This window comes from Sulfurospirillum arsenophilum NBRC 109478 (assembly GCF_000813345.1).
GTDB lineage: Bacteria > Campylobacterota > Campylobacteria > Campylobacterales > Sulfurospirillaceae > Sulfurospirillum > Sulfurospirillum arsenophilum.
Map to the genome: position 1 here is coordinate 247,218 of NZ_BBQF01000003.1, position 26,080 is coordinate 273,297.

Annotated in this window: 29 protein-coding genes; 25 read left to right on the top strand and 4 right to left on the bottom strand. The window is 41.0% G+C overall.

The window, feature by feature from the left end; genetic code table 11:
* The first annotated feature begins 106 nt into the window (after positions 1 to 106).
* From SAR02S_RS08885 to SAR02S_RS08960, 16 genes are all read left to right on the top strand, one after another.
* Positions 107 to 553 (top strand): MotA/TolQ/ExbB proton channel family protein, encoded by a 447-nt coding sequence (locus SAR02S_RS08885; protein ID WP_041958915.1) that lies wholly within the window; start codon positions 107 to 109, stop codon positions 551 to 553.
* Positions 543 to 950: an ExbD/TolR family protein gene (locus SAR02S_RS08890; RefSeq protein ID WP_052433584.1), complete on the top strand. Its 408-nt coding sequence runs from the start codon at positions 543 to 545 to the stop codon at positions 948 to 950. The genes SAR02S_RS08885 and SAR02S_RS08890 overlap by 11 nt, the downstream gene beginning before the upstream one ends.
* Positions 947 to 1,627 (top strand): energy transducer TonB, encoded by a 681-nt coding sequence (locus tag SAR02S_RS08895; RefSeq protein ID WP_041958917.1) that lies wholly within the window; start codon positions 947 to 949, stop codon positions 1,625 to 1,627. The genes SAR02S_RS08890 and SAR02S_RS08895 overlap by 4 nt, the downstream gene beginning before the upstream one ends.
* A 9-nt stretch (positions 1,628 to 1,636) precedes the next feature.
* The gene (locus tag SAR02S_RS08900) at positions 1,637 to 2,182 is read left to right on the top strand and encodes a globin domain-containing protein (RefSeq protein WP_052433585.1); all 546 of its coding nucleotides are present in this window, start codon (positions 1,637 to 1,639) and stop codon (positions 2,180 to 2,182) included.
* Between the two features lie 22 nt (positions 2,183 to 2,204).
* Entirely contained in the window at positions 2,205 to 3,227 is a 1,023-nt protein-coding gene (locus tag SAR02S_RS08905) for an ABC transporter substrate-binding protein (RefSeq protein ID WP_041958919.1), read from the top strand.
* Positions 3,224 to 3,898 (top strand): FecCD family ABC transporter permease, encoded by a 675-nt coding sequence (locus SAR02S_RS08910; protein ID WP_269746295.1) that lies wholly within the window; start codon positions 3,224 to 3,226, stop codon positions 3,896 to 3,898. The genes SAR02S_RS08905 and SAR02S_RS08910 overlap by 4 nt, the downstream gene beginning before the upstream one ends.
* A complete protein-coding gene (locus SAR02S_RS13665) occupies positions 3,874 to 4,242 on the top strand; it encodes a FecCD family ABC transporter permease (protein WP_269746296.1) in 369 nt (122 codons plus the stop codon). Before SAR02S_RS08910 ends, SAR02S_RS13665 begins: the two co-directional genes overlap by 25 nt.
* A complete protein-coding gene (locus SAR02S_RS08915; RefSeq protein WP_041958921.1) occupies positions 4,239 to 5,024 on the top strand; it encodes an ABC transporter ATP-binding protein in 786 nt (261 codons plus the stop codon). Before SAR02S_RS13665 ends, SAR02S_RS08915 begins: the two co-directional genes overlap by 4 nt.
* Positions 5,025 to 5,116: 92 nt before the next feature.
* Complete coding sequence (locus SAR02S_RS08920) at positions 5,117 to 7,201, top strand: TonB-dependent receptor plug domain-containing protein (protein ID WP_041958923.1); 2,085 nt, start codon at positions 5,117 to 5,119, stop codon at positions 7,199 to 7,201.
* 345 nt (positions 7,202 to 7,546) lie between these two features.
* Positions 7,547 to 8,290: a TorD/DmsD family molecular chaperone gene (locus SAR02S_RS08925; protein ID WP_052433586.1), complete on the top strand. Its 744-nt coding sequence runs from the start codon at positions 7,547 to 7,549 to the stop codon at positions 8,288 to 8,290.
* 84 nt (positions 8,291 to 8,374) lie between these two features.
* Positions 8,375 to 8,572: a twin-arginine translocation signal domain-containing protein gene (locus SAR02S_RS08930; protein WP_041958925.1), complete on the top strand. Its 198-nt coding sequence runs from the start codon at positions 8,375 to 8,377 to the stop codon at positions 8,570 to 8,572.
* A 19-nt stretch (positions 8,573 to 8,591) separates the two neighbouring features.
* A complete protein-coding gene (locus SAR02S_RS08940) occupies positions 8,592 to 11,450 on the top strand; it encodes a formate dehydrogenase subunit alpha (RefSeq protein ID WP_232294028.1) in 2,859 nt (952 codons plus the stop codon).
* A gap of 9 nt (positions 11,451 to 11,459) precedes the next feature.
* Positions 11,460 to 12,062 (top strand): formate dehydrogenase FDH3 subunit beta, encoded by a 603-nt coding sequence (fdh3B, locus tag SAR02S_RS08945; RefSeq protein WP_041958931.1) that lies wholly within the window; start codon positions 11,460 to 11,462, stop codon positions 12,060 to 12,062.
* Between the two features lie 11 nt (positions 12,063 to 12,073).
* Complete coding sequence (locus tag SAR02S_RS08950) at positions 12,074 to 12,973, top strand: formate dehydrogenase subunit gamma (protein WP_041958933.1); 900 nt, start codon at positions 12,074 to 12,076, stop codon at positions 12,971 to 12,973.
* A 105-nt stretch (positions 12,974 to 13,078) separates the two neighbouring features.
* Complete coding sequence (gene fdhD, locus SAR02S_RS08955) at positions 13,079 to 13,861, top strand: formate dehydrogenase accessory sulfurtransferase FdhD (protein WP_041958935.1); 783 nt, start codon at positions 13,079 to 13,081, stop codon at positions 13,859 to 13,861.
* The gene (locus SAR02S_RS08960) at positions 13,854 to 14,591 is read left to right on the top strand and encodes a winged helix-turn-helix domain-containing protein (protein WP_041958937.1); all 738 of its coding nucleotides are present in this window, start codon (positions 13,854 to 13,856) and stop codon (positions 14,589 to 14,591) included. The genes fdhD and SAR02S_RS08960 overlap by 8 nt, the downstream gene beginning before the upstream one ends.
* A 124-nt stretch (positions 14,592 to 14,715) precedes the next feature.
* On the opposite strand, the gene tupA is transcribed toward SAR02S_RS08960, so the two are convergent.
* Positions 14,716 to 15,555, bottom strand: a complete 840-nt coding sequence (gene tupA / locus SAR02S_RS08965) for a tungstate ABC transporter substrate-binding protein TupA (protein ID WP_041958938.1) — start codon at positions 15,553 to 15,555, stop codon at positions 14,716 to 14,718.
* A gap of 85 nt (positions 15,556 to 15,640) precedes the next feature.
* On the opposite strand from tupA, the gene tupB reads away from it, so the two are divergent.
* Genes tupB through SAR02S_RS08980 form a run of 3 tightly spaced genes read left to right on the top strand, consistent with a single transcriptional unit; the run spans position 15,641 to position 18,759 of the window.
* Entirely contained in the window at positions 15,641 to 16,342 is a 702-nt protein-coding gene (gene tupB / locus SAR02S_RS08970; RefSeq protein WP_041958940.1) for a tungstate ABC transporter permease TupB, read from the top strand.
* The gene (locus tag SAR02S_RS13385) at positions 16,339 to 17,376 is read left to right on the top strand and encodes an energy-coupling factor ABC transporter ATP-binding protein (protein WP_084218481.1); all 1,038 of its coding nucleotides are present in this window, start codon (positions 16,339 to 16,341) and stop codon (positions 17,374 to 17,376) included. The genes tupB and SAR02S_RS13385 overlap by 4 nt, the downstream gene beginning before the upstream one ends.
* A gap of 12 nt (positions 17,377 to 17,388) precedes the next feature.
* Positions 17,389 to 18,759 (top strand): KAP family P-loop NTPase fold protein, encoded by a 1,371-nt coding sequence (locus tag SAR02S_RS08980; protein WP_041958942.1) that lies wholly within the window; start codon positions 17,389 to 17,391, stop codon positions 18,757 to 18,759.
* Here SAR02S_RS08980 and SAR02S_RS08985 read toward each other — a convergent pair whose 3' ends face one another.
* Genes SAR02S_RS08985 through SAR02S_RS08995 form a run of 3 tightly spaced genes read right to left on the bottom strand, consistent with a single transcriptional unit; the run spans position 18,760 to position 22,450 of the window.
* Entirely contained in the window at positions 18,760 to 19,386 is a 627-nt protein-coding gene (locus tag SAR02S_RS08985) for a hypothetical protein (RefSeq protein ID WP_041958944.1), read from the bottom strand.
* Positions 19,383 to 21,662 carry a diguanylate cyclase domain-containing protein gene (locus SAR02S_RS13245; RefSeq protein WP_052433587.1) on the bottom strand — a complete coding sequence of 760 codons (2,280 nt, stop codon included), beginning with the start codon at positions 21,660 to 21,662 and terminating at the stop codon, positions 19,383 to 19,385. Before SAR02S_RS13245 ends, SAR02S_RS08985 begins: the two co-directional genes overlap by 4 nt.
* Before the next feature lie 5 nt (positions 21,663 to 21,667).
* A complete protein-coding gene (locus tag SAR02S_RS08995) occupies positions 21,668 to 22,450 on the bottom strand; it encodes a substrate-binding periplasmic protein (protein WP_041958946.1) in 783 nt (260 codons plus the stop codon).
* A gap of 109 nt (positions 22,451 to 22,559) precedes the next feature.
* Between SAR02S_RS08995 and SAR02S_RS09000 the strand changes: the two genes are divergently transcribed.
* The 6 genes from SAR02S_RS09000 (at position 22,560) to SAR02S_RS09025 (ending at position 26,061) form a co-directional block, all read left to right on the top strand.
* Complete coding sequence (locus SAR02S_RS09000) at positions 22,560 to 22,748, top strand: hypothetical protein (protein ID WP_041958947.1); 189 nt, start codon at positions 22,560 to 22,562, stop codon at positions 22,746 to 22,748.
* A 79-nt stretch (positions 22,749 to 22,827) separates the two neighbouring features.
* Complete coding sequence (yedF, locus tag SAR02S_RS09005) at positions 22,828 to 23,418, top strand: sulfurtransferase-like selenium metabolism protein YedF (RefSeq protein WP_041958950.1); 591 nt, start codon at positions 22,828 to 22,830, stop codon at positions 23,416 to 23,418.
* 7 nt (positions 23,419 to 23,425) lie between these two features.
* Positions 23,426 to 24,457, top strand: coding sequence for a selenide, water dikinase SelD (gene selD / locus SAR02S_RS09010; protein WP_041958951.1), 1,032 nt, complete (start codon positions 23,426 to 23,428; stop codon positions 24,455 to 24,457).
* A 185-nt stretch (positions 24,458 to 24,642) separates the two neighbouring features.
* A complete protein-coding gene (locus SAR02S_RS09015) occupies positions 24,643 to 25,059 on the top strand; it encodes a MotA/TolQ/ExbB proton channel family protein (RefSeq protein WP_041958953.1) in 417 nt (138 codons plus the stop codon).
* Positions 25,046 to 25,414 carry an ExbD/TolR family protein gene (locus tag SAR02S_RS09020; protein WP_041958955.1) on the top strand — a complete coding sequence of 123 codons (369 nt, stop codon included), beginning with the start codon at positions 25,046 to 25,048 and terminating at the stop codon, positions 25,412 to 25,414. Before SAR02S_RS09015 ends, SAR02S_RS09020 begins: the two co-directional genes overlap by 14 nt.
* Entirely contained in the window at positions 25,411 to 26,061 is a 651-nt protein-coding gene (locus tag SAR02S_RS09025; RefSeq protein WP_041958957.1) for a TonB family protein, read from the top strand. The genes SAR02S_RS09020 and SAR02S_RS09025 overlap by 4 nt, the downstream gene beginning before the upstream one ends.
* Positions 26,062 to 26,080 lie beyond the last annotated feature (19 nt).

The following is a 26,080-nucleotide window of genomic DNA, read 5'->3' on the forward strand; positions in this document are numbered from 1 at the left end:
AATTTTGCTGTTTCTTGTTGTCTGCTCTTTTTCGCTCAGTCGTTATTTATGTGCAGTATATAGCGATTGGGCAAAAAGGGGTTTGAGAGATATAAATGGAGAAAAAATGCTCAGTGAAAAACTTTTATCGTTCGCCCTTTTAGGGATTGACCCAGTTTTATGGGTATTGGTTGCTATGAGTGTGATAGCAGTGGGTGTGATGATCGAGCGAGCATTGGTTTTTGCACAGATTGAAAAAACGTATCAAACGATGGATTATTATACGTTGCGGTTGGGCTTAGAGGCACGTCTTGGCATCTTGGCAACATTTGGAAACAATGCACCTTTTATAGGACTTTTTGGAACGGTCTTAGGCATTATTCAAGCGTTCCACACGATAGGCTCTAGTAACTCTTTTGATGTTCAGCCCATTATGCAGGGTATTTCCGAAGCGTTGATTGCAACGGCTACGGGACTGTTTGTAGCCATCCCTTGTGTCATTGCCTATAACTATTTTCTCAGACGTCTTAAAGTGGTTTTAACCCAAAAAGAGGCACTTTTACATGAGGCATGAACCTATGTATGAAAGCGAAATTGCTGAGATCAACATGACTCCTTTTGTAGATATTATACTCGTCATATTGGTCATTTTTATGGTGACAGCCACGTTTGTAACGCAAGGAAAAATTCCGCTCAATTTACCTCAAGCAACTTCTTCCGAGAATCGTAAAGAGGATTTGAAACCCATAACTCTTTCCCTTACGGAATCGGGTGAACTCTATTATGACGAAGCCATCATCTCAATGGAAGATTTGGATGCCAAGATCGCGCAGATCAACCAGCGTGATTCACACATCGTTATTCGAAGTGATGCTAAAACCCCTTTTGAATATGTGGTCAAAGTCATTGATACATGTAAAAAACATCACATTAGTACCTTTGCTATTCAAACAGCGCGAGTAAGTCCATGAAAACATCGCATTTAGCATTCGCAATACTGGGGAGCGTCTCTTTACATGTAATGATTGCGTATGCTCTTTTTATGGGAAATATGGCAATTCCAAAACCTTCTTTGCGAGAGTTTGTGGTGAGCAATGTCATGCTTTTAGAAGAGCCATTACCTAATACATTGAAAGAAGAGATCAAGAAAGAAGTTCCCGTTAAACCAGAGCCTATCGTAGAAAAAAAATCTGAAAAAAATGTGAAAAAAGAGCTGGTCAAAGCAGCAGTACCCATTAAAGAGTCCATGAGTACATCATCATCTACAACCAGTGAGTCTTTTGCAGAACAAACCATAGAAATGCCTTCATCTGTTAAAGCACAGGAAAAAGTGTCTGTGGCATCTTCGCGTCAAAGCGATGATCTACTCTCACGCTATCTTGCCAAAGTGAGGCACAAAATCCAAGAGAGCTTACATTACCCCTCTATGGCTAGAAAAATGGGAATAGAGGGTGAGGCGGTGGTACAGTTTTTAATCCATGCCAATGGTATGGTCGATGCCTCTTCTATCAAGATAGCAAAGTCGAGTGGAAAGGCTGTTTTGGATCGCAATGCTGTAGATGCTGTTCTCGAAGCGATTCCGTTTGAATTGCCTCCTAAAGAGGATTTAGAGATTGTTATACCTGTCGTTTTTAAGCTTACATCCTAAGGAAAAGTCATGTGCAATGGTCATCATTTTCTTCATAAACCTGCTGTTACCCAAAAGAGCGAAAGCCTTCAATGGAGTCGTATAAATTTAAAAGCGTCTTTGCCTCCGATTATATTTCCAACGCCTAATTTTTTAGCCAATGTGGGTGTTGATGTAATCGCTAAAATTGTTTTGCATCACCATCGTTTATTGCAAAAGAGCAGTATTGCCCCTATGTATCCGACGGATGAATCTCATTTTTTAGAAGGCGTTTCTAAAGCGAGCCATTTTCTCATCGAAGCCTTAGGTGGCGAAAAAGTCTATACGTTTAGTTATGGACCACCCGCTCTATGTCGCACACACGCTCCTTTTGTCATTGATGATGAGGCAAGAGGTGTATGGCTTATGCTGTACAAACAAACCCTACACGATCTTCATTTTCCCAAAGAATTGATCAAGGAGTTTTGGAATTGGATCGAGCCTTTTTCCATGCGTATGGTCAACCGTCGAAGTTCAACAGTGCCTATGAAACGTTTTTTGTATGAAGATATGAAAGCGGAGTTTGGGCTTATTTAATTTTTTACATGTAAGGATAAAGATGCGAATTTTAAGAGTTATTGGAAGTGTATTACTTCTGTTAAGCAGTGCATACACTAGAGAAATTATTGATATGAGTGGCAAAAAAGTTGAAATTCCCGAGACTATCACCAAAGTGTTTGGCACGTCACCACCATCAACGTATATGCTTTATACGATTGATTCGTCCTTAATTGTAGGGCTTAATTTTAACCATGCCCGTGGCAATAATGAATCTACCAATATGCTCGATTCTCGCTTTATGGCGCTTCCTGTAGTAGGTGGTCTTCAAGGGGGAGGCAATAATATGAACCGTGAGACCTTGCTCTCTTTGCATCCTGATGTCGTTTTTTTGTGGAACAACGATGCTTCCAGCCAGCTTGCGCAGTATCTGTTTGAGAGTAGTAAAATTCCTAGCATCAGCGTCGATCTTGAGAGTGTCGAGAGCTTACCCAAAGCGTATCTCTTTTTTGGTGATATTTTAGGAAAACAGGAACGCGCTGGGATTCTCTCAGCCTATGCAACCGCTGCGCTTGAAAAGACCCAAGCGATTGTCAAAACATTTGCAAGCAAACGCGCCGTTGTTTATTACGCAGAAGGGGCAGATGGGCTAGCTACCGAGTGTGATCAGTCATTTCACTACGAAGCGATTAAATTTGCAGGTGGCATCAACCCCCATTTATGTGCGACAAAAAGCGGTCTTGGGCTTGAAAAAGTCTCTTTGGAGCAGGTGATTTTGTACAACCCTGATGTCATCATCGCGCAAGAGCGGGAATTTTTTGAAAAAGTAAAGAGTGATTCTAGGTGGAGCTCTATCAAGGCGGTTCGTGAGAGAAAGATTTTTTTAGTGCCCAAAGTGCCATTTAACTGGATCGACAGACCCCCTTCGTTTATGAGACTCTTAGGTCTGCGTTGGCTGACCCATGTGCTTTACAATACGCCAGATGTAAATCAGTTTACCCAAGAGATGAAAGTGTTTTATAAACTCTTTTTAAATATTGATCTTTCTGAGCAACAGATTAACCAAATTTTAGGTCATGTATGAAAAATTCGTTACTCTTTGGGCTCATTATCACCATTCTTGTGGCAAGTTCGCTGATCTCTTTGGCATTAGGTCGCTATGAGATCAACCCTAATACGCTTATGCAGTTACTTTTATGGAAAGCCCTAAACATCGGCACTGCACCACACGATGTAATGCTTCTTTCAAACATTATTTTTGACATTCGCTTGCCACGGATTTTAGCCGTTGTACTTGTGGGCGCGGCACTTTCTGTTTCAGGAGGAGCATTTCAAGCAATGTTTGTGAACCCTTTGGTTTCCCCAGGAATTTTGGGTGTGCTTGCAGGGGCTTCTTTTGGAGCAGCCCTTGGCATAATGATTTCTAAAAATTGGTTAGGCGTACAACTTTTTGCTTTTTTGTTTGGCTTTGTCGCAGTCTTGGTTGCTCTTGGTGTTGCCAAAATTTACGGACGAAATGGTTCTCAAACGATTCTTTTGGTTTTAGGTGGGGTCATCTCTAGCTCGCTTTTTTCGGCATTGCTCTCCGTTGTCAAATTTGTCGCCGATCCGTACAATAAACTTCCAACCATTGTCTATTGGCTTATGGGCTCTTTTAGTTCGGTTGATATGAAGATGGTCGCCAGTGTCGCATTGCCTCTGCTTGTAAGCACGGTAGTGTTGTCCCCCTCATGGGCAAATACCTCAATGTCTTAAGTCTGGGCGATGAGGATGCCAAAGCGTTGGGTGTGCGGGTAACATGGGTGCGTAACAGTGCTATTTTACTGGCAACCTTGCTCAGTACGCTCACCGTGGTGGTTGCGGGGATGATCGGTTGGGTTGGGCTTATCATACCGCATATTGCGCGCTTTTTAGTAGGAGCCGATAACCGTGTTCTACTTCCCATGTGTGCTCTTTTGGGTGCCACGTTTTTAGTCATCGTCGATACCCTATGCCGTACGTCCATGAGCATTGAAATTCCTATTGGTATTGCGACATCGCTCATTGGTATTCCCATCTTTGTGTTTGCCCTTCGCAACGCGAAAAAAGGGTTTGCATGAGTTTTTACAGCGCTCAAAATCTTCATTTTTCCTACGACAACACACCTATTTTACACGGCGTTGACATTACAATTGAAGAGGGAAGTATCGTCTCTCTTTTAGGAGCGAATGGAACAGGTAAAAGTACACTAATGAAGCTTTTTTTAGGACTTCTAAGCCCCCGAAGTGGTGAGGTGATCTTAAAGGGAAAGCCATTGTCGAGCTATTCTATAAAAGAACGCGCTTTACATGTAAGTTATGTGCCACAAAGTACGCAAGTTGCGTTTGCTTTTTGCGCACGTGATATTGTGGTCATGGGGCGCATCGCTTTTGAGTCATGGTTTCAAAAACCAAGTAAAATAGATATAGACTTAGCGCGTATAGCGATGGAGCGTCTGGGTATTTTGCATTTGGAAAAGCGTACCTTTCAAACGCTGAGTGGCGGCGAAAAACAGTTGGTTTTAATTGCAAGATCCTTAGCGCAAGGGGCGAAAATTTTGGTGATGGACGAGCCAGTCTCTGGGTTGGATTATGGCAATCAACTGCGCCTTTTGGAGACGATTATACGTCTTTCGAAAGAAGGGTACACCTTTTTAAAATCAACTCATTTTCCTGAACACGCACTTATGCTAGGTGGCTACACCTATGCGCTTAAAGAGGGTCAGATTTTAGCGCATGGGATTACATGTAAAACCATTACACAAGAGTTGATTAATGAGCTTTACCATACCAATATAAAACTCAAGCAAACGACATGTGGCTATCCTGTGTGTATTCCATCGTTTGTTCATACTAAGCATTAAGAGATTGTGGTGTCTGTTTTGGGTAGGGCATATATAGCGTTATATAAAATAAAACATAATGTTTTTGGCAAACATTTTTAAGGAGAAAAGGAATGAAACAGAAGATTGGCTTTGGCTTGGTACTCTCGTTGATCACTGCATCCGTGTTGATGGGTGAGACATTTGAGTTAGGAAAAATTGAGGTGAGCGATTCAAAAGAGATCGGGCAATCTTCAACTACGACTGTACTTGATTCACAAACGATGCAAGATTTGGAGCGCACAACGGTGGTTGATGCACTCAATACACTCTCAGGTGTTAACATTCAAAACGGTGGTGGCAGAAACGAGCAGATGATAATGCTCAGAGGTTTTGATGTGAAGCATGCACCTCTTTTTATTGACGGTATTCCTGTTGCTGTACCGTACGATGGTTATGTGGACTTTAGCCGTTTTACCACCTATGATCTTTCCCAAATTGAGGTGAGTAAAGGACTAACATCCGTACTTCTTGGACCAAACACTTTTGCAGGTGCGATCAATATGGTTACTAAAAAACCGACCAAAGCGTTTGAAGGCGAAGTAGGCGTAGGAGCTTTTAGCGGTAATGGAAAAGATGGTTACATCACCGCTGGAACCAATCAAGGAAGCTTTTATGGCATCGTTTCACTCTCGGGTACGCAAAAAGATAGCTATCCACTTTCAGATGATTTTCCCAGTGGTATGAAGTACGAAGAGGGTGGCAGTCGCAATAACTCTTCGTCCAAAGATAACAAGGTAAACCTCAAAGTAGGCTATACACCTAATAATACGGATGAATACTCTTTTAACTACATTAAACAGCACGCAACCAAAGATGTACCTGTTTTCTCAGGCATCATTGATGGAACCGTGATTGCGGATAACACAACGGGTAAGCCAGGAGGAACGGTACACTTTTGGAAATGGGACTATTGGGACAAAGAGAGTTTTTACTTCTTATCAAAAACCGATTTTGATGCATGGTATGTTAAGACAAGGCTCTATTACGATCAGTTCCAAAATAAACTTGATATGTACACCAATACGTCCTATACAACACTCGCAAGTGCTTCAACACCGTATGATGATAACACCAAAGGAGCTTCGGTTGAAACAGGAGTAAAACTTTTTGAAAATGACACGTTAAAATTTGCATTGCATCATCAAATAGATACGCATAAAGAGCTCTCAACGCCATCGTATGAGATGCAAGACGATATCTCTTCGTTTGGCGTAGAGTATAAAAGAGCTCTAACCAACAGTACAGCGTTGATCTTTGGTGCAAGTTACGACAAAGAAGAGGCTCAAAAAGCACCCAATACCAACTATGGTGCAACGGGAGTTTCATTTACGCAAGGAGCTGCGAGCAATGCAGGTGGTACGGCAATTAACAGTTATACAACGCAGAAAAATTTTGAGTTAGGCGAAGCCAGTGCTTTAAATCCTATGGTCAAACTTGAGACTAAAATTGATGAAACAACTTCTGTTTATGGAGGCGTTTCGAAAAAAAGTCGGATTCCTTCCATTAAAGACAGGTACTCCTATAAGCTAGGAAATTATATCCCCAATCCTGATTTGGAAGAAGAGAGTATTGTTAATTATGAGGTAGGTGGTGTCAAGTCGTTTGAGTTTGTCACCTTTAAAACAGCACTCTTTTATGCAAAAATTGATGACTACATTCAAAATGCCTATGTGCCTATCTGGTATAACAAAGGAACGACACATACTCAACAACAACAATTAAAAAATATTGGCGAAGTGAGTGAAAAAGGATTTGAGCTGGAAGCTTCGTTTATGCTCTCAGAAAGCCTTAGTTTTGATGGTAGTTATACACGTCTTGATATGCAAAATGAGACCGATAGCAGTGTGAAAATCACGGATGTGCCAAAACATAAATTCTTCGCTTCGACCAATTATGCGTTTAACAAGTCACTCTCGTGGATTACCTCTTTTGAGTATGATTCTGAGCGTTTAAGCAATTATGTACTTTCCAATAGCACTATTTACTATTCATCAGGTTCAGCTTCTATTTGGGGAACAAAAGTGGTCTACAAACCGACAAAAGAGTTGGCACTTGAGGCAGGTGTTAAAAACCTTTTTGATGAAAATTACTACGTCAGTTATGGCTATCCAGAAGCTGGGCGTGTCTTTTATGGCAACATCAAATATAAGTTTTAGGCTTTTACATGTAAAGAGAGTTCAGGGAGATTTAAAGCTCCCTGAACTATACTTTGACATCCGCTATAACTCTCCAAACAATATGCTTAATTTGCATATTTAAGTTAGTTTTAAGTTTTTAAACTACTCTTTTTATGCCATTCTCACCTAAGCAAATCTGTGGTACATTTTCTAAAAATCGGTAAACAGTTGTTTACTGAAGTTGCATAATGTATCGTAAAAAAAGGGTTTTGTTTCTACAAAGATACCGTGCCTTCCCTTGTTTTCGAGCTTTTTAAACTGCTTCAACGCATTCAGACTAAATCGGTCTGCTTTTGTTGACTTTAAGAAATGAGGAACAAAGACGTGATAAATAAAGAATCGGTTAATAAAGCCCGCTCACTCTACTATGGCTTTTTGAGCAAAATGTTTATTTTTACAACGAGTGCAGATCGTTATTTAGGAATTAACGAAGCGCTTGAAGTGATGATACAAAATCCTATTGATGAAAATTCAGGCGAAGCGCTCAAAGAAATTCAAGCTTTTTTAAACACCTACACGCAAAGTGCATTGATTCAAGAATACGATGACATCTTCCACAACCCTGCCTACAAAGTTGTTCGCAATACTGCTTCGTACTACGATGAAGGCGTTGAGAGCGGTCATCAACGACTGGCTGTTAAAAACTTCTTAGCCAAAACCAAAATCAGACGCGATGAAAACAATTTCAAAGAGAATGAAGACAGTGTTGGGTTTATCTTCACCTTTATGCACGAACTCATTGAACTCATTATGCAAGACCAAAAAGAGTATGAAAACATCCAACATTGCCTCTTTACCGAAGTGATTAATCCTTTTGTGGATGAGTTTGTCATCAACGTTTATGAGCACCCTATGGCTAAAGCCTACAAATCTATTGCGATTGTTTTAAACGCGTTCATCACTTTTGAACGTATGTACTTTGAAGTGGCAAAACCACCTTTTAAAGAGAAAGTAAGAGTTCAAAAACCCGTCGAAGTGATCTCCGGAGCAGAAGCAAAAAGACGTGCTGAGAATAAAGCTAAAAAAATGGCAGGGCTTGAGGCAAAAGTGGAGCGTGCAGTACGCTAGTAACCTAAAGAGGTTGCTCAAGAAAATGGTGATTTTTTTGAGCAATCTCTTGCAAAAGAGATTAATTTATACAAGGAGCATTGTATGAATGAGAGCAGACGTGGCTTTGTTGCAAAAGCTGCACTGGTGGGTGCTGTCGCAGCCGTTGGTGTCGTAGGTGCACAAGCGAGTTCTTCTGGTTCAAAAAGTACAAATGGCGTTGTTGTAGGTAAATCTAAAAAGAAAGAGATTACTTATAAGAAAACACAAGCATGGGAAGATTATTACAAATCTGCCCTATAAAAATAGGAGGCATAGAGTTATGAATAATGCTACAGCTCGTGCTCTAACAACGACCGTAGGTCGTCGTTCATTCCTCAAAATGGCAGCCGTTGCTAGCGTATTTGGCGCAACTTCGGGTTTTGCTGGTGAGAATGTTACAAGAGCCGCAACAGAGGAAGAGGTTAAAAACCCATTCCCGGGAAGCAAAAAAGTTAAAACCATCTGTACATCATGTTCAGTAGGTTGTGGTGTGATTGCAGAAGTTCAAAATGGAGTATGGGTTCGTCAAGAAGTTGCTCAAGACCACCCAATCAGCCTTGGCGGACACTGCTGTAAAGGCGCTGATATGATCGATATGGTCAGATCTGAAGTACGCCTCAAATACCCAATGGTCAAAGAAAATGGTCAGTGGAAACGTCTTTCTTGGGAAGATGCGCTTAACCGTATTGCAACCAAATTGGCAGAACTTAAGAAAAAAGATGGTCCTGATGCTGTTCAGTTCTTAGGATCAGCAAAAATGAGTAATGAGCAAGCGTACTATTTTAGAAAGTTCGCTGCATTCTTTGGAACAAATAACACAGATCACCAAGCTAGAATCTGACACTCTTCCACAGTCGCCGGTGTGGCGAATACATTTGGATACGGTGCTATGACAAACTCCCTTGGAGATATTCAAAAGTCTAAAGCAATCATTATTTTTGGAGCAAACCCAGCGGTCAATCACCCTGTTGGCTTCCAACATTTCTTAAAAGCGAAAGAGAGAAATAACTCTCAATTGATCGTTATTGATCCACGCTTTACCAAAACAGCGGCTAAAGCAGATATTTTTGCTCAAATTCGCCCAGGGACTGACATTCCATTTATGTACGGTATGCTCAATATCATCTTCAAAAATGGTTGGGAAGATAAAGAGTATATTCATGACCGAGTTTTCGGCATGGAGAAAATCAGAGAGGAAGCTGCCAAATGGACACCTGAAGTGGTTGCTGATGTAACAGGCGTTCCTGCTGAAAAACTCATTCAAATTACAACGTTATACGCAAAAAATCGTCCTGGTACATTGATTTGGGCTATGGGTCTTACTCAGCACAGTATTGGTACAAGTAACACACGTATGGCTCCGATTCTTCAACTTGCTCTTGGCAACATGGGTAAAGCGGGCGGTGGTACGAACATTCTTCGAGGTCATGACAACGTTCAAGGTGCGACTGATATGGGATGTTTAGCTGATTCTCTCCCTGGTTACTATGGACTTGCTGCGGGTTCTTGGAAATACTTTGCAAAACAGTGGGGCGTAGAGTATGACTATATCGCTTCTCAGTTCAAAGATCCTTCATGGATGGAGAAAAATGGCTTTACATTGGCTCGTTGGTGGGCAGGTGTTGAAGGCGTTAAAAGTGATGATAAAATCGAAAATGCAGGCACAACCTTAAAAGCCCTCGTTGTTATGGGAAATGGTATCACCTCTGTTGCGCAACAAGCAAAAATCAAAGAAGGTCTTGATAATTTAGAGATGATCGTTCTTGCGGATCCATTCGTAAACGAAGCAGCGATTCTCACCGATAAAAAAGACAACGTCTTTATTCTTCCAGCTGCAACACAGTTTGAGACAAGCGGTCTTGTTGTTGCAACCAATAGAAGTGCACAATGGAGATACAAAGTTGTTGAACCATTATATGAAAGTAAAGCCGATCAAGACATCATGTTTGAACTTGCAAAGCGTTTAGGTTTCTATGAGCAATATACCAAAGGTATGTTGATGCAAGAGACAAAAGATGGCAAGTTAGAGATGATTCCTGAGAAAAAAGCATTCCAATGGCCAGAAGATGCGACCAATGAAATTGCACGTATCATCAAAACCATCGGTTTAACAGGATGGACGGCAGAACGTGTTAAAAAACATACCGATAACTGGCATATGTTTGATGAAGTAACGGGTGCTGGTATGGGACCAATGAAAGGTGAATTCTACGGACTTCCTTGGCCTTGTTGGACCAAAACACACGGCGGTTCTCCAAACCTTTACGATACCAGTATTCCTGTCAGTCAAGGTGGTATGGGCTTTAGAAATAACTTTGGTTTGGAAAAAGACGGTGTAAACCTCTTGGCTGAAAAAGGTTCTTTCCCAAAAGGCTCAAAAGTAGAAACAGGTTATCCTGAGATCACTAAAGAGAACATTGAGCAAGTACTTGGCATCAAATTAACCGATGAAGAGAAAGCGGCATGTGGTGCAAACTGGAAAGTCGATAACAGCAACATTTTGGTTCAAAAAAGTATTGAAGCGGGCGTTTGTCCTTATGGTAATGCTAAGGCTAGAGCGATTGTTTGGAACTTCCCAGACCATATTCCTATGCACCGTGAACCACTCCATTCTCCAAGAACGGATTTGACGCTCAAATACCCAGCGTATCCAGATAAAGCAAATCACTTCCGTGTTATGACGAAGTATATTTCTGTTCAGAGCGCGCAAGACTATGCAAAAGATTTCCCAATCAACATGGTTACAGGTCGTTTGGTTACCATGAACGGTGCGGGTATTGAAAACCGTGCATCTAAGTACATTGCAGCTTTAACGCCTGAGATGTTCTGTGACATTCACCCAGATTTAGCGCTAAAACACGGCATTAGAAACGGTGGAATGATGTGGGTACACTCACCTGAAGGTACAAAAATTAAAGTGAAAGCGAAGTACTCTCATAGTGTTCTTCCAGATATGGTCTTTATGCCATTCCACTTTGCAGGTTACTTCCAAGGAACAGATAGAACGGGTAATTTCCCAGCAGGAACGAAGCCTTATGCAAGCGGCGAGAGTGTCAATACTGTCACTAACTATGGTTACGACATCATTACTCAGATTCCTGAAACTAAGGGCGGCTTGTGTCGCATCGAAAAAGCGTAGGGGGAGCAGATGGATTACGCAAGAATGAAATTTTACTGCGATGAGAGCAGATGTATAGAGTGCGATGGGTGTAGTATAGCATGTGCAGAAGCACATGAACTCCCCGTTGGCATCAGTAGACGAAAAGTTGTGACGATCAATGAAGGAATCCCTGGCAAAGAGATGAGTACATCAATAGCATGTATGCATTGTACAGACGCACCATGCGAGCAAGTATGCCCAGTGGATTGTTTCTATATCAGAGAGGACGGAATCGTTCTTCATGATAAAAATAAATGTATCGGTTGTGGTTACTGCTTGTACGCATGCCCATTTGGTGCTCCACAGTTCCCAAGAGATGGCGCATTCGGCGCTAAGGGAGCGATGGATAAATGTACCATGTGTGCTGGTGGACCTTTAGAGACAAACTCAGAAAAAGAGAGACATCTCTATGGTCAAAACAGAATCGCTGAGGGAAAAGTGCCTGTGTGCGCAGCAATGTGTTCAACAAAAGCTCTTCTTGTCGGTGATGCAGAGTCTGTATCGAATGTCTTTAGAGCGCGTGTGATGGCTCGTGGTGGAAAAGGCTCAAACTCTCCTTATGGATGGGATAAGGCATATAAAAACCAATGAAAGGAGCAGCGATGAGAAGATATATGTATATGTTCATTGCGTTCCTGTGTTTGGCATCAGTGGCAATGGCCGCTGATAGCCAAATCTGGGGAGAGATGCGCATCCAAAACATTTTAGGATACGGACAAGAAGAATCCTTGAAATTAGGACCCTTGTTCACCATGCTCCAACACCAATACTTCGCATGGATATTCCTAGGAGTGTTGATCGGAGTACCAGGAGCATTCTTTATCCATTATAAGATTATAGGCCCCAAAGTGTTTCCACACAGTGAAAAGAAATACTACGCCTTTAACCTCTATAATAGAATAATCCACCAAGTAGCAGCAGTCAGTTTCTTGGTCATCATACCAACAGGATTCATTATCGTCTTTGGTGACTTCTTTGGTGGTGGAACACTGGTTAGAATGGCAAAGAACCTCCATGGTATCTTTACCATACCTTTTACGATTGTAGTCATTCCAATGGCACTCATGTGGGTTAAAGAAGCAATCTTTAACTGGGATGATGTTAAATGGTTGATGATTGTCGGAGGATACTTATCCAAAGAGAAAAAACCAATCTTGGCAGGTAAGTTTAACTGTGGTCAAAAGATGTGGTACTGGGTAGCAATACTCGGAGGAATTACAATGATCCTCAGTGGAGCTTTCATGTTCTTCCTAGACTTTAAAATGCAAATGTTGCATGATCTTACAGGAATGAGTCAAATTGACCTGCTAAGAGCAGCAGCCATTATCCATAATGTCATGGGCTTTGCAGTGTTAGCACTGTTTATAACCCATGTGTATATGTCCATGTTCGCTATTAAAGGAGCAGTGCATAGTATTATTACAGGATATGTCGAAGAAGAAGAAGTCAAAATCCTTCACAGTACATGGTATAAAAAGCTTAAGGATCAGGGTAAGTTTTAACACTTTTCTGATCTTTACATGTAAAAGGTAGTGCGCTATTTATTTTAGCGCACTACAATTTTTTTAGTGCTACAATATGCGTAATCAGCACGTCAAAGGAAGAGTATGGAACCAGTTTTTAAAACAACGATTACTAAGATTAAAGGCAAAGAGAAGTTTGAGCGAGAAGATACACTTGTTCGTGAGATCAAGCTAGAACTTTACGTCAATGGCGCTAAAGTGGGTGCTGTTATGGCAACACCTGTGGATCAAGAAGCACTTGCTATTGGTTACTTAATGAGTGAAAATATCATCGAAAAATTTAGTGATGTCACTTCTCTCAAACTCCTTAATGATGGCATGCGTGTTGAAATCGAAGCCAAAGTGAACGAAGACAATATCAAAAAATTGAATGCTGAGGGTGTCGTGATTAGCGGTTGTGGCAAAAGTATGACGGCAAACATCGATCCTGAAGCCATTGAAGCGAAAGTGATCAAGAGTGATTTTAGCATAAGTGCGGAACGCCTCAGTACAGCGATGAGTCAGTTTTACACTGAGTGTCCTTTGTATGAACAGACAGGCTGTGTGCATACCGCAAAACTTTTTACGGATGAACATACATACTTCATTGGCGAAGACATTGCCCAACACAATACGATTGATAAGGTCGTTGGCAAAGCCCAAATGGCAGGCATTGATGTCAGTAATGCCTTTTTGATGGTGAGTGGCAGACTCTCTTCGGAAATGGTCGCAAAAGCGGTCATGCATCAGATTCCTATTTTGGCATCACGTACGGCATCAACCTGTTTGGGGTTAATGATCGCCGAGAAATTTGGACTGACACTCATCGGTTTTGTACGAGGTGACACGATGAACGTTTACCGTCATCCAAGGAGAATCAATGTCTGAGATGGAAGAGCTAATTAAAAAATATTTGAATGAAAAAGGCAAGCTTGACTGCTCTGATGGCTTTAAAATTGCTACAAAACTCAAATGCTCTACGCTCGAAGTGGGCGCATGTGCCAAAGCGATGGACATACGCATCGACTCTTGTGAACTGGGACAGTTTGGAAAACTTGAGGGTGGCATCTACGATGTAGAGGCAGAAAACCGTCTCAAACCACTCTTAGATGAAAAAAACCGTGTTACATGTAAAGCGGCTCGCGCAGCAGCTGCTGGAATTGGACTTAAAAAGATCCGTGGCACGTTAAAAGAAAAAAACTACGATGTGACGTTTTGTGAACTGGGTTGTTTTAAAGAGAAGCTACGCCCACGTTTGTATGTCAAGACGAAAACGTGGATTGAAAATGCTGAGGGTGAACTTCTTTTTGGAAAAGGTAAAACCGAGATTTTAGAGTTGATTGAGCAAGAAGGTTCCATCTCTAAAGCGTCTGAAAAAATTGGAATGAACTATAAAAAAGCATGGACGCACATCAAGATTTTACAACGCAACATCAACGACACCATGGTGCAAACCAAACAAGGCGGTGGGGAAGATGCAGGTACAACACTCACTCCAGTAGCGCGTGAGTTTATGGACAATTACCGCAAACTTCAAGCCGACATCGAGAATTACGCCAATGAGCGTTTTAAAGAGTTGTTTTTGAAACCTCGAAATAAAAAAGAGTTTAACGAATAAATTGCAGTAAGCTATTTTGATGCTACGAAAATAATGTAAGATGTCTTTTGTCTTAGGATTTAAGGTTAAGTCTTAGCGTTCTTTTAAGTTCATAGAGGTTGCCCTGAAAAGGGCAACCTTGCTATTAGTTTTTAGCGCGTGTTTTAAAGTCTGGATAGAAGAGTTGTTTATCCAAAAGTTTAAAGTTAGCAATTTCGGTTTGGATTTTGTCTGTTGTAATCCATTCGATGAATTGTAAAGCACCTTTATAGTTGGTGTTTGCACATCTTTGTGGGTTGACCGCGATGACAGAGTAGAAGTTTTTAAGCGCGTCTGCACCTTCATACACGATAACGAGTGGTGGGTTACCTTTGTGGTTCGCTTCGTATTTGATGTAGGTTCCGCGATCCGCTAGCGTAACACCTTTTTGCTCCGCAGCAATGTTGATCGTAGCAATCATGCCTTGACCCGCTTCGAGGTACCATGCTTGTTTCTCAGGTGTATGACCTAACGCAGCATTCCAGACACCTTTTTCTTTATCGTGAGTACCCGATTTATCGCCACGGCTGACGAATTTAATCTGTTCTGTTTCGATGATTTTAAATGCTTCAGGAAGGCTTTTCCCTGCAAATTTGGCTTTCATGTCAGGCGTACCGAGAAGCACAAAGTCGTTGTACATAACAGGGGTGCGCTCAACACCAAAACCTTTTTCCATATAGGTTTTCTCTGACGATGGAGAGTGAACGAAAAGTACACTGACATCGCAGTTTTCGCCGAGTTTTAAGGCATTGCCTGTTCCAACGGCGACCCATTTAAGATCAACGCCTGTATCGGCTTTGTATTTGGGGACAAGGACATCTAAAAGACCTGTATCACCTGTACTGGTTGTGGTTGCCATTTTAAGGTCAGCCGCACACATGAGTGAGCTGAGAGCAAGAAGGGAAAAGAGTACTTTACCTTTTAAGCGGTTCTTTACTGAAAACATTGAATAATCCTCCAGATATGTTTATTTAGCATGTCTGTAGTGTAGCGTATCTTTTTTTAAATTACATGTAAAAGAAGGATGATTTTTGGATTTTATTTTATCGGGTTTAAAAGAGGCTTTTTGGTTGTTGATCAACCTTGACCCTGAAACGATGTCAGCGGTCAATATTACACTTAAAAGTTCGTCATTATCGATTATTTTTAGCATTGTCATCGGACTTCCTTTAGGCTTTTGTTTAGGCTTTTTTCAATTTCCCGGTCGAAAATTTTTAAAGCTACTCTCCGACACGCTTCTTGCTATTCCCACGGTGGTAGTGGGACTCATTGTTTACGCGTTTATCTCCAACAGAGGACCCTTTGGAAGTTATGAATTACTCTATACATTATCAGGTATTGTGATTGGTCAAACACTTTTAGCGTTACCCATTATCATCTCTTTGAGTGCTACAGCTGTTGAAGGGATGGAGAAGAAGCTTTACCTTACGCTTGCCTCTTTTGGATTGACGATGACACAGATGATTCAAAGCGTGGTGTGGGAACTTCGTCATGCTTTGATCGCTGTTGCTGTGGCTGCGTATGGTCGGGTTGTGGCAGAAGTAGGCATTGCGATGATGATTGGTGGAAACATTAAGTGGTTTACACGCACCATTACCACAGCGATTTCATTAGAGACCAACAAAGGCGAATTTGCCATGGGCATTTCACTGGGATTGGTGCTGATTAGCATTGCCTTTTTGCTCAATTTTGTGCTCTTCTTCTTGAAAAAACGCGCGAGAATCATCGTATGAGCACCTTAATGTATGAACTTAAACATTTGCGAACATTGTATGGTGAAAAACCTGTTTTAGACATCCAATCCCTTCACGTCAATGAAGGTGAAATTTTAGGACTAGTAGGCTCAAACGGCAGTGGGAAAAGCACACTTCTACGCCACCTCGCTTTTTTGGAAGCGGCACAAAGTGGAACGCTTAACTACCGAGGGTTTGATGCAGCTTCTATCCCTTTACATGTAAAACGTGAAATAGGCATCTTACTACCAGAACCGTACTTGTTAAAACGAAGCGTTCGGGAAAATCTCATGTTTGGATTGAACATTCGAGGTGAGCTTGAAAATGCCGATAAACGCGTCCATGAAGCGTTGGAATTGGTCGGACTTTTGCCTAAAAAATTTCTGCATCGCGCGTGGCATGAACTCTCCAGCGGGGAGACTCAACGCGTGGCACTGGCTTCCAGACTCGTCCTTCGTCCTAAAATGCTTTTGTTGGATGAACCAACCAATAGCCTCGATTACAGTGGTGTTCCGCAATTTACCGATGCCATTTTACATGCGAACCGTGAGTGGGGAACCACCATCGTCATCGCCAGTCACGACCTTTTATGGCTCTCTGAAATTGCCACACGCAAAGTCGGGCTTCACTTTGGACGTTTGATGGATTTTTCAACAACCAATTTGATTGTCGGTAAGTGGCGTGAAAGTGGCGATGAACGCTTTTTTGACTTCGATGAAACCCAAAGTATGTCACTTCCAAAGAGCTATCGCATCGGTGAAAAACGAGGTGTGGCGATCAACCCACGCGACATTTCAATCGGGGTTGAACCGTTTACATGTAAAGAAGATGCAGTCTGTTTAACGGGCGTCATTCGCGACGTTTTACATGTAACCAAAACCAATGAAATTTCACTCAAAATTGTCATAGGCAATCATGTGCTAGAGTGCGTCGAAAGCTTTGAATACTTCGAGCGTTACCACTTTTACCCTTCCCAAAATGTCTATGTAAACTTCGCCAAATCAGCGATAAAAGTGCCGTCCAAAGAGATGTAAAGAGGTTTTTCCATGATAGAAAAATATAAACGTGAACCAGAAGAAGATTTGCTTGATAGAACAGAGTCTATTAAAAATCTTTCTAGTTTAGTGATGTCAACCAAAGAGTCTTTAGTGATGAGTATTAACGCAGATTGGGGTGCAGGTAAAACAACCTTTGTGAAACTATGGCAAAAGCATTTAATAACTCAAGGTGTTCATAGTATCTATTTTAGCGCATGGGAAGATGATTTTTCAAAAGAGCCATTGATCTCTATTTTGGGAGAAATCAATAGTTATATCAACCAGCATTTTGGAAAAAAAGATAAAGATACGACAGATAAATTAGACGCTGTTAAGAATATGGGTGGCAAGATCCTAAGACGTGGCTTACCTGCGGCACTTAAAGGTTTGACAGGTGGTGTACTTGACTTTGAAAAAAGTATTGAAGATGCTATTGGTGCGATGGCAGAGCAAACAGCAAAAGAGCTTATAGAGCGCTATTCACAAGAAAAAGAGATAACACAAAAGTTCAGAGAAGCGATTAAAACGCTTTTAGAAAAGATAGACAAAGACAAACCTTTTGTTATTTTCATTGATGAACTTGATCGTTGTCGCCCTTTATATGCTATTGAATTATTGGAGCGGGTCAAACATGTTTTTGGCATTGGGGGTTTAATCTTTGTTCTTTCTATTGATAAAACGCAACTGGCAGAGTCTATCAAATCCCAATATGGTAATATCGATACTAACAATTACTTAAGGCGATTTATTGATCTTGAATACACACTGCAAAATCCAAGTGTTGATAAGTTTTGTGAGGCATTGTATAGAAAGTATGAGTTTATTGCTAAACTAAAAGATAAACATGTTACTAAACAATCTGGCACAGATATTAATGAACTAGCAATGCTAAAATACTTAGTAAAAAGCCTTCATTTATCGCTTCGTGAAATTGAACATATTTTTATACAAATTGATATTTTTTTCAAAACAATGGAAGATGGTTTCCCTGAAGTCTATTTTAGGGTTTTTGTTTTCTTCGCAACTTTAAAGATAAAAAATTCTCAGCTGTATTTTGATTTTATTTCTAAAAAATTATCGACTGATGAAGTGGAAAAAATTGTCTTAGTCAAAGATAGTCAAAAGACAGAAGTCAATCCAATTGAAGTTATGATAGAAGCTATTTTAAAAGCGACTAAATTAAGTGAAGAAGAGTATTGGCAATTAGTTAAAGTAGAGGAATTAAGTTTAGACTCATTTAAAGATACACGAAGTATAGAATACCGTGGCAAGGGGTTACTTATCAATATTTTTAAGCATGAAAATAATGAATTGAATAGAATTATTGACGGAGCCATCAAAAAATTAGAATTTATAGACCAATTTCATTTGTCTTCATAGTTACTGATGACTCGTGATTTCCCACTGAAGATTTTTTTGAATCAGTTTGAGCGTCTCTTTGGTTCCTGCTTTGGTGGTATTGGTATCGCTATCAAACACACCATCGCACTCTACTTCAAAACTTAACGATTGATCATCAAGCCATAACGGGTGTTGAACGACACAATGCTCGGGAAATCGATGGAAAAAAACTTTGAGTATGCGCTCATCACTGAGTGTATAAACACTGAGGCGACGGGATTCATCCGCTTCGGTGACAAAATAGTGTTGATTGGGGCTGAGGTGGGGCATGCCATCGAGTTCTATTTCATTTCCATTGTGCAAATCAACCGCGTGATACGCTTCGCTATCGGGCATAAAATCACTGTAAATGAGGTATTTTTCTTTGAAAAAACAGCCTTTTAGGGTGTAAAGTAAGATTTTGTACTCTTTGTCATTGTTCAGAAATTCATCTTTAAATTCTAGTTTTTGACCATTGAGAAGGTAAATGGTTTTGACATCATTTTCTGCTTTGAAAAATGCTTTACATTGCGCTAATTGCGCAACATTGACATCGCGCTCAAAATAGGAAAGATCAGCCATTAAAAGGGATGTAAGAATTGCCAAAACTCCATAAATTTTTATCATGTATTTCCCTTTACATGTAAAGATTTTTTCTCAAGTAATACGTCGTAAAAACAGATTTGATTGCGTCCATTTTCTTTAGCGTTATACATGGCAAGATCGGCTTCTTTGATGAGGGTAGCACCATCTTTATGTGCATCATCACTAAAGAGTGTAAAGCCTATGCTTGCCCCTAAAATATAGTTTCCATGCGCGAGTGCGTAAGGTTTGCACAAAAGTGAGAGAATTTTTTGAGCAATGCTTTGTGCAAGATGGTGTGCGATGCCCTCTTGCGTGCCCAAATTTTTGAGTAAAACAATAAACTCATCGCCTCCAAGGCGCGCGGCAAGATCACTTTCCCTGATGCTCTCTTTGAGTCTTGAAGCGGTTTGAAGCAGTAGCATATCGCCTGCATCGTGCCCAAAGGTGTCATTGAGTTCTTTAAAGTGGTCAAGGTCGATAAAAAGGAGCGCTCCAAAATGCTTCTTCTCAATGCTTTGTTGTAAGGTTTCCACAAGGGTCTCTTCAAGCAATCGACGATTGGCAAGATGGGTGAGTGGATCGTAGTAGGCAAGCTCTTGAATCTGCTGTTGCGCTACTTTGTGCGTTGTGATATCGTTAAAATTAGCAATAAAATGGGTGGTTTTTCCTTTATCATCGCGAATGGTTGTAATGGTGAGGGATTCTGCGTAGATTTCGCCATTTTTACGTCTGTTCCAAAGCTCACCTTGCCAAAATCCTTGTTCCAAAAGCGCTTTCCACATGAGCTCATAAAAGGCTTTATCGTGATAGCCTGATTTTAAAATACGGGGTGTTTTCCCAATGATTTCATGGTCACTGTAACCCGTTATGCGTGTAAAGGCTTCGTTAACTTTGACAACACGCTCTTTGGCATCGGTAATTAAAATAGCTTCTTGTGTTTCAAATGCAACCGCGGAGAGATGCAAGGCTTCGGCTTTTTTTTGAGTATCAATGTTGATGTAAACACCTGTAAGCAGGAGTGGCTCATGTTCATTTGAAAACTCGATCGCTTTACCGCGCACTTGTATCCATATCCACTCGTTTTGAGCGTTTTTCATTCGACGTTCGATCAAAAAACTAGCATGCGCCATAATTTGCTCTCGAATCGATAAAAGCATATTTTTGGAGTCATCAGGATGCGTAAGTTCAACGATTTTCTCCCACGAAGGCTCGAAGGCATTAGGCGAGTAGCCTAGAATATAATAGCATTGAGGATCCCATGTAATACGATCGATGGTAATATTCCACGTCCAAAGTCCCGTTTGGGTTGCTTCCATGGCAACACGGAACTGCTTCTCATACGTGAGTTGGGTTCTTTGACGTTCATTTTCTTTGTAATAACGCACAATCAACACAAGTGCTAAGCCCCCAGAGAGAACAATCAACAACGTTGTAATGCCAAGTACTTTACTACGCTCTTTGTCCCAATAACCGATTACATTGGCTTCATTGGTTTGAATTTCAACAATGAAAGGCAGAAATTTTGCCAATCGAAAGACATCTAAGAGGCTATGCGCATGCTGCTGGTTGATGTGAGCAAAAAAGTCTTCATTTCGCGCTGGATGTGCAGCGCTATAGTGCGAATTTCCAAGGTCTTTTTGAGGATCGGTGGAGAAAAGCAAAATACCATCTATTCTCCACAAAGAGGCGATGCCTTGTTGGGTAGGAAGAATCGTCGTATAGCGGTTATTGAGATAGTCAGGATTGATGTTGGCAATCACATAGTAGAGTCTTTTTTCAAAGAAAACCTTTTTAAGTAAAGGTATAAAGCTAACCTGTTGTGAAGTGATGGGCATCTGTGGCGTACTCGAACGCGCATTCTCAAAGTCTCTTCCCGCCCAAGGTACGCCAATGCGCAACAAAGGAGTTTCTCCAAAAGGAATAGGTAAAAAGTTTTCCAGATCGACCTTCTTTCCAATGTTCGCTGCATAGGAGCTCGCTACAATCACCCCTTCATCATTTAAGAGTGACAAGGAGCGCAGATAAGGCGCATTATGCAAAAGATCTAAAAAAACAGGCGAGAGAACCTCTTCGGAAGGCGTCTCATTACTTAAGAGAGGAATACGATCTATCGTCAGGCTAATATGCTGGAGGATTTGGGAAAAATGCTCTTCAAGTGTGCTCGCATGAAGATTGGCGATATGCCGATGCGTTTGGATGGCTTCTTGGCGCAAACTGGTTAGCGTCCAAAAAATAAGCCCGATAATCAGCCCAACCATCATAAAGCCTGCTAAAAAATACCGTGTTATTCTTCGCTTTGCTTCAAGGAATTGTTTCATCGGATTTACTTTGAGAGAACAATCGGCTCTAAGTGATGACGCTTAGCAGCATTTAAAAGCCTACCATCGCGTTTAATAGCCTCAATAAACACTTCGACTTTTTCTTGTAGCGCAGGCTCATTTTGGGCGATGGCCCAACCATAAGGGGTAATGTTAAACGGTGTGCTAGGTTTAATCAGTTTTGCCCAGTCACGCTCTTCGATCATACGTATTCCAAAAGGATAATCGGTCATAAAAACATCGGCGCGCCCCGCTTCAACCTCTTGCTCGCGTGCATGAAGAGAGTCAACAACTAACAACGTTGCTTTCTTTAGACTCTTTTGCATCAGCGCAACATGGTACGTTCCTTTTGCGACGGCAACGACAACACCTTCTTTGTCAATGTCTTCCCAAACTTGAATGCGTTTATTGCTTTTCGAAGAGATTGCATAGACATCACTTGCGAGATGAGGTGTTGTAAGGCTCAGACGCTCTTTGCGCTCATTTGTCTGCCCGATGGCAAACATAGCGATATCGCAGTTTTGTGTGGTGATATCACGGATGAGTGTAGCAAAGGAGCTCTCTTTAAATTCAACACTGACACCTAGATCTTTAGCAAATTCTTTCGCTAAATCAACATCAATGCCGACAAGTTCTTGTGTCCTAGGGTTGATGTAGGAGATACCATAGTATTCTGGCCAGATGCAAACACGTATTTTTTTTGTTTCAAGAATCGAGAAGAGGGCATCTGCAAAGAGTGTGGATGTCAATGTTGAAACTATCCAAAAGAGCAAAAATGTACGTGCCATCGCATCGCCTTTTATCATTTTTTTAAGTATAACACAAAACCATTTCCTAAATGCAAAATTTACTTAAATCGTGCTAAAATAGGGTCAATTAAAGATAAAGGAGTTTACAATGTTTGTTAAACTAAATGATAGAGTTTACCTCAATGCTGATCGCATTACACGCATTAAAATTGATGAAGTTCAAGATGGCATTCGTGTACGTTTTTATGAAGGTCAAAATCAAGTGGCAAAAAGCCATAAATTTGAAAATGTTGAAAAAGCAAGCGCATGGGTTGAAAAAACCATGAACCAAAAATAAGCAGAGGTTTTATCCTCTCTTCCCTCTTTTTTAGGTCTAAGTCTTAGACAAACTTTATTTTACATTTGGAGAAAAAATCATGAAATTAGATTGCAGTGGCTTGGCATGTCCAGAGCCTGTTTTACAAACCAAAAAAGCGTTGGAAACACTTCCAAATGACTCTGTATTAGAGGTTATTGTGAGTTCTTTGGCATCCAAAGAGAATGTGATTCGTTTTGCTCAAAACGGCGGATTTGACGTACGTGCACAAGATTTAGAAGAAGGCAAAAGCCTCATCACTATTGTCAAAGGCTTTACATGTAAAACCGTTGTTGATGCTAAAGATGAGTCGTTTTTAGATAAAACCTTGTTTCTAAAAAGCGATAAAGTGGGCGAGGGCGAACTGGGTGCAAAACTCATTGTTGGCTTCTTGAAATCAACTTTAGAGCTTCCAAAATTGCCTCGTCGCATTGTGTGTGTAAACCAAGCGGTTTTACTGACCACTGCAGATGAGAGTGCGCCGATTACCGAAGTGCTCAAAGCGTTTGAAGCCAAAGGCGTTGAAATCTACTCATGCGGCGTCTGTTTAGAGTTTTTTGGCGTAACAGATAAGCTCAAAGTGGGCAAAATCGGTAATGCTTTTGGAACGATTGAGATGCTTTTTGGTGGAGAAGGCACAATTAGTTTATAGGAACACAATGAACAACGAAGCAAAATTGACCAAATACGTCAAAGCTGCTGGTTGCGCTGCCAAGCTGGGTCCGGGAGACCTCACAGAAGCATTGGGAGGGCTTTCCTGCACGCATGAGAACGTTTTAGTCGGCATGGATACCAGTGACGATGCCAGTGTTTATTATCTTGATGAAGAACGCGCCCTCGTCCAAACGGTCGACATCATCACTCCTGTGGTCGATGACCCGTATGTGTATGGTCAGATTGCAGCGGCAAATTCGCTCAGTGATGTTTTTGCCATGGGTGGCGAGGTTGCTACGGCGATGAACATCGTAGGCTTTGATGGGTGTCATCATCCTCGTTCTGTGCTTAAAGAGATACTCGCAGGTGGACAAAGCAAGGTTCAAGAGTGCGGTGGTATCATCATCGGTGGGCACACCATTGAAGCACCTGAAATGACCTATGGTATGAGTGTGACAGGGTTTGTGCATCCAAAGAAAATTTACCGTAACAACACCCCTCGCATTGGCGACGTGCTGATTCTTACCAAGCCTCTTGGTATGGGTATTTTAACGACTGCCATTAAAGCAGATATGCTGGAAAATTCTGTGATTGAAAAAGTAGCTTCCATTCTCGCGACACTCAATCATAAAGCATCTCAAATTATGCGAAAGTACGATGTGAGTGCGTGTACGGATGTGACAGGTTTTGGACTCTTTGGGCATGCCTCTGAGATGAGTTTTAATCAAGTGACCATTGCATTTGAGATGAAAAATATCCCTATTTTAGACGAAGCTAGAGCATTGGCAGACATGGGCATTATTCCCGCAGGGGCATATAACAATAAAAGCTATTTGAGCTCTAAAGTACACGCCAAAGTGCCTCACAAAGATGAGATTATCTTGTACGATGCGCAAACTTCGGGTGGACTTTTGATCGCGGTGTCACAAGATGATGCCCCAAAACTCTTAAAACATCTTCTTGATGAAGGGTTAACGTACAGTTCGATTATCGCAGAAATTCTTCCTCTTGGCGAAAAAACACTGCTTTACATGTAAAGAATGTGAGTCACACTTTTTATTCTCATAAAACGTGTTTTATGAAGCTTTAGGGGATGTTGGAGATTTATCCCTGAGCTTAAACAATGGGTTTTACTCATTGTTTAAGATAGTACAGTATTTAACACAAATTTAACAGATGCTTTATAAACTCATCCCTTAGAAAATAGGGGTGAGGACGCTTTATGGAATATTTAAAATTTGCGATTGATTATGGCATTATGGGGTTACTTTTTCTGATGAGCATCCTCTCTTTAGGACTTTTTATAGAGCGTATTTTTTTCTACAAAGCGCTTACTCTCTCACGCTATAAAACCAAAAAATCACTTGAAATTGCACTCAGCGATCACCTCACAACCATTGCAACCATAACATCAAATGCTCCCTACATCGGGCTTTTAGGCACCGTTCTTGCCATTATGTTGACCTTTATGGGTATGTCAGAGCAGGGCATTGAAGCTTCTAAGATTATGAGCTCTTTAGCGCTTGCGCTTAAAACGACAGCGATGGGACTGATTGTAGCCATTCTTTCCATGGTGTTTAACAATATTTTAGTACGTTACTCTGAACGATTTTTGGCAGTGTTTGATGAAGAAGTTTGATAGCATCAATGTTATCCCTTTTGTCGATATTTTGCTCGTGTTACTTGCCATTGTGCTCATGACATCGACTTTTATTGCGAAGGGAATTATTCCTATTGATTTGCCCAAATCTGCTTCTGGGCAAAAGATGGAATCTCAAAATGTAGTCATTACCATTTATGACGATGGAAAACTCTTTTTTGAAAAAGAGCCTATAACTTTAGAGCGTTTTGGTGAGCATTTAGAAACGCTAAGCCCAGAGACGTATTTTTCCATCAACTGTGATAAAAAAGCACCTTTTGAATTTTTTGTAGGTGTCCTTGAAGCACTTAATGTGCGTCATTTTCGCAATATTGATATTGTTACGGAAAAATGAAGCGAACCTCTTTAGCGTTACTGACTTCTTTGGGACTGCATGCTTTTTTGATGGTTGCAGTTTACGGTTGGATGGATGAGAAGCCAGCATCCAAAAGTGAGTCTATTTCGTTTCGGATGAACAGCGTGAGCATTTATAAAAAAGAGCAAAATCCGATAAATGAAATGGCAAACCAAGAGTCTAGTGTAACTCCACAGAATGAAATCAAGCCGCAAAAAATACCTTCCAAAAAGAGAGAAAAAATAAGCTCTAAAACAGTTCCTTCTGTTGATGAAACAAACATCATTTCTGAAAGTAATGCAACCTCTTTAACAGAAAATGTCTCTCCTAAACCCAATACAACAGTCTCGTTTGAGCCTGAATCTACGAAACAAACCTATGTAGAACTTTATGGAAATGAGATAAGAGCGTTAATTGAAAAGTACAAAGAGTACCCTGAACTTGCTCGTAAACGTTCCCTTGGCGATACGGTTGAGGTCAGTTTTATCCTAACACCAAGCGGTGAGATAGAAGCATTGCAAGCACCTTCCAAGTATAAAATTCTCTCCAACAGTGCCGTCGAGACACTCCATAAAGCCAAAGTGTTTTTCCCTCTTCCTTCTGAAAATGTGACGATTAAAATACCTATTATTTATCTCATAAAATAGTGTTTAACACATATTTAAC

What these genes read in the sequence shown, in the direction of transcription:
- fdhD (WP_041958935.1), top strand. Translation starts at nt 13,079, where the DNA reads ATGGAACCAGTTTTTAAAACAACGATTACTAAGATTAAAGGCAAAGAG.
- SAR02S_RS08915 (WP_041958921.1), top strand. Translation starts at nt 4,239, where the DNA reads ATGAGTTTTTACAGCGCTCAAAATCTTCATTTTTCCTACGACAACACA.
- SAR02S_RS08995 (WP_041958946.1), bottom strand. Translation starts at nt 22,450, where the DNA reads ATGGCACGTACATTTTTGCTCTTTTGGATAGTTTCAACATTGACATCC.
- SAR02S_RS08930 (WP_041958925.1), top strand. Translation starts at nt 8,375, where the DNA reads ATGAATGAGAGCAGACGTGGCTTTGTTGCAAAAGCTGCACTGGTGGGT.
- SAR02S_RS08985 (WP_041958944.1), bottom strand. Translation starts at nt 19,386, where the DNA reads ATGATAAAAATTTATGGAGTTTTGGCAATTCTTACATCCCTTTTAATG.
- SAR02S_RS09000 (WP_041958947.1), top strand. Translation starts at nt 22,560, where the DNA reads ATGTTTGTTAAACTAAATGATAGAGTTTACCTCAATGCTGATCGCATT.
- SAR02S_RS08950 (WP_041958933.1), top strand. Translation starts at nt 12,074, where the DNA reads ATGAGAAGATATATGTATATGTTCATTGCGTTCCTGTGTTTGGCATCA.
- yedF (WP_041958950.1), top strand. Translation starts at nt 22,828, where the DNA reads ATGAAATTAGATTGCAGTGGCTTGGCATGTCCAGAGCCTGTTTTACAA.
- tupA (WP_041958938.1), bottom strand. Translation starts at nt 15,555, where the DNA reads ATGTTTTCAGTAAAGAACCGCTTAAAAGGTAAAGTACTCTTTTCCCTT.
- SAR02S_RS13385 (WP_084218481.1), top strand. Translation starts at nt 16,339, where the DNA reads ATGAGCACCTTAATGTATGAACTTAAACATTTGCGAACATTGTATGGT.
- SAR02S_RS08890 (WP_052433584.1), top strand. Translation starts at nt 543, where the DNA reads ATGAGGCATGAACCTATGTATGAAAGCGAAATTGCTGAGATCAACATG.
- SAR02S_RS09015 (WP_041958953.1), top strand. Translation starts at nt 24,643, where the DNA reads ATGGAATATTTAAAATTTGCGATTGATTATGGCATTATGGGGTTACTT.
- SAR02S_RS08895 (WP_041958917.1), top strand. Translation starts at nt 947, where the DNA reads ATGAAAACATCGCATTTAGCATTCGCAATACTGGGGAGCGTCTCTTTA.
- SAR02S_RS09025 (WP_041958957.1), top strand. Translation starts at nt 25,411, where the DNA reads ATGAAGCGAACCTCTTTAGCGTTACTGACTTCTTTGGGACTGCATGCT.
- SAR02S_RS13665 (WP_269746296.1), top strand. Translation starts at nt 3,874, where the DNA reads ATGGGCAAATACCTCAATGTCTTAAGTCTGGGCGATGAGGATGCCAAA.
- SAR02S_RS08900 (WP_052433585.1), top strand. Translation starts at nt 1,637, where the DNA reads ATGTGCAATGGTCATCATTTTCTTCATAAACCTGCTGTTACCCAAAAG.
- SAR02S_RS08980 (WP_041958942.1), top strand. Translation starts at nt 17,389, where the DNA reads ATGATAGAAAAATATAAACGTGAACCAGAAGAAGATTTGCTTGATAGA.
- fdh3B (WP_041958931.1), top strand. Translation starts at nt 11,460, where the DNA reads ATGGATTACGCAAGAATGAAATTTTACTGCGATGAGAGCAGATGTATA.
- SAR02S_RS08885 (WP_041958915.1), top strand. Translation starts at nt 107, where the DNA reads ATGCTCAGTGAAAAACTTTTATCGTTCGCCCTTTTAGGGATTGACCCA.
- SAR02S_RS08920 (WP_041958923.1), top strand. Translation starts at nt 5,117, where the DNA reads ATGAAACAGAAGATTGGCTTTGGCTTGGTACTCTCGTTGATCACTGCA.
- SAR02S_RS09020 (WP_041958955.1), top strand. Translation starts at nt 25,046, where the DNA reads ATGAAGAAGTTTGATAGCATCAATGTTATCCCTTTTGTCGATATTTTG.
- selD (WP_041958951.1), top strand. Translation starts at nt 23,426, where the DNA reads ATGAACAACGAAGCAAAATTGACCAAATACGTCAAAGCTGCTGGTTGC.
- SAR02S_RS13245 (WP_052433587.1), bottom strand. Translation starts at nt 21,662, where the DNA reads ATGAAACAATTCCTTGAAGCAAAGCGAAGAATAACACGGTATTTTTTA.
- SAR02S_RS08960 (WP_041958937.1), top strand. Translation starts at nt 13,854, where the DNA reads ATGTCTGAGATGGAAGAGCTAATTAAAAAATATTTGAATGAAAAAGGC.
- SAR02S_RS08905 (WP_041958919.1), top strand. Translation starts at nt 2,205, where the DNA reads ATGCGAATTTTAAGAGTTATTGGAAGTGTATTACTTCTGTTAAGCAGT.
- SAR02S_RS08910 (WP_269746295.1), top strand. Translation starts at nt 3,224, where the DNA reads ATGAAAAATTCGTTACTCTTTGGGCTCATTATCACCATTCTTGTGGCA.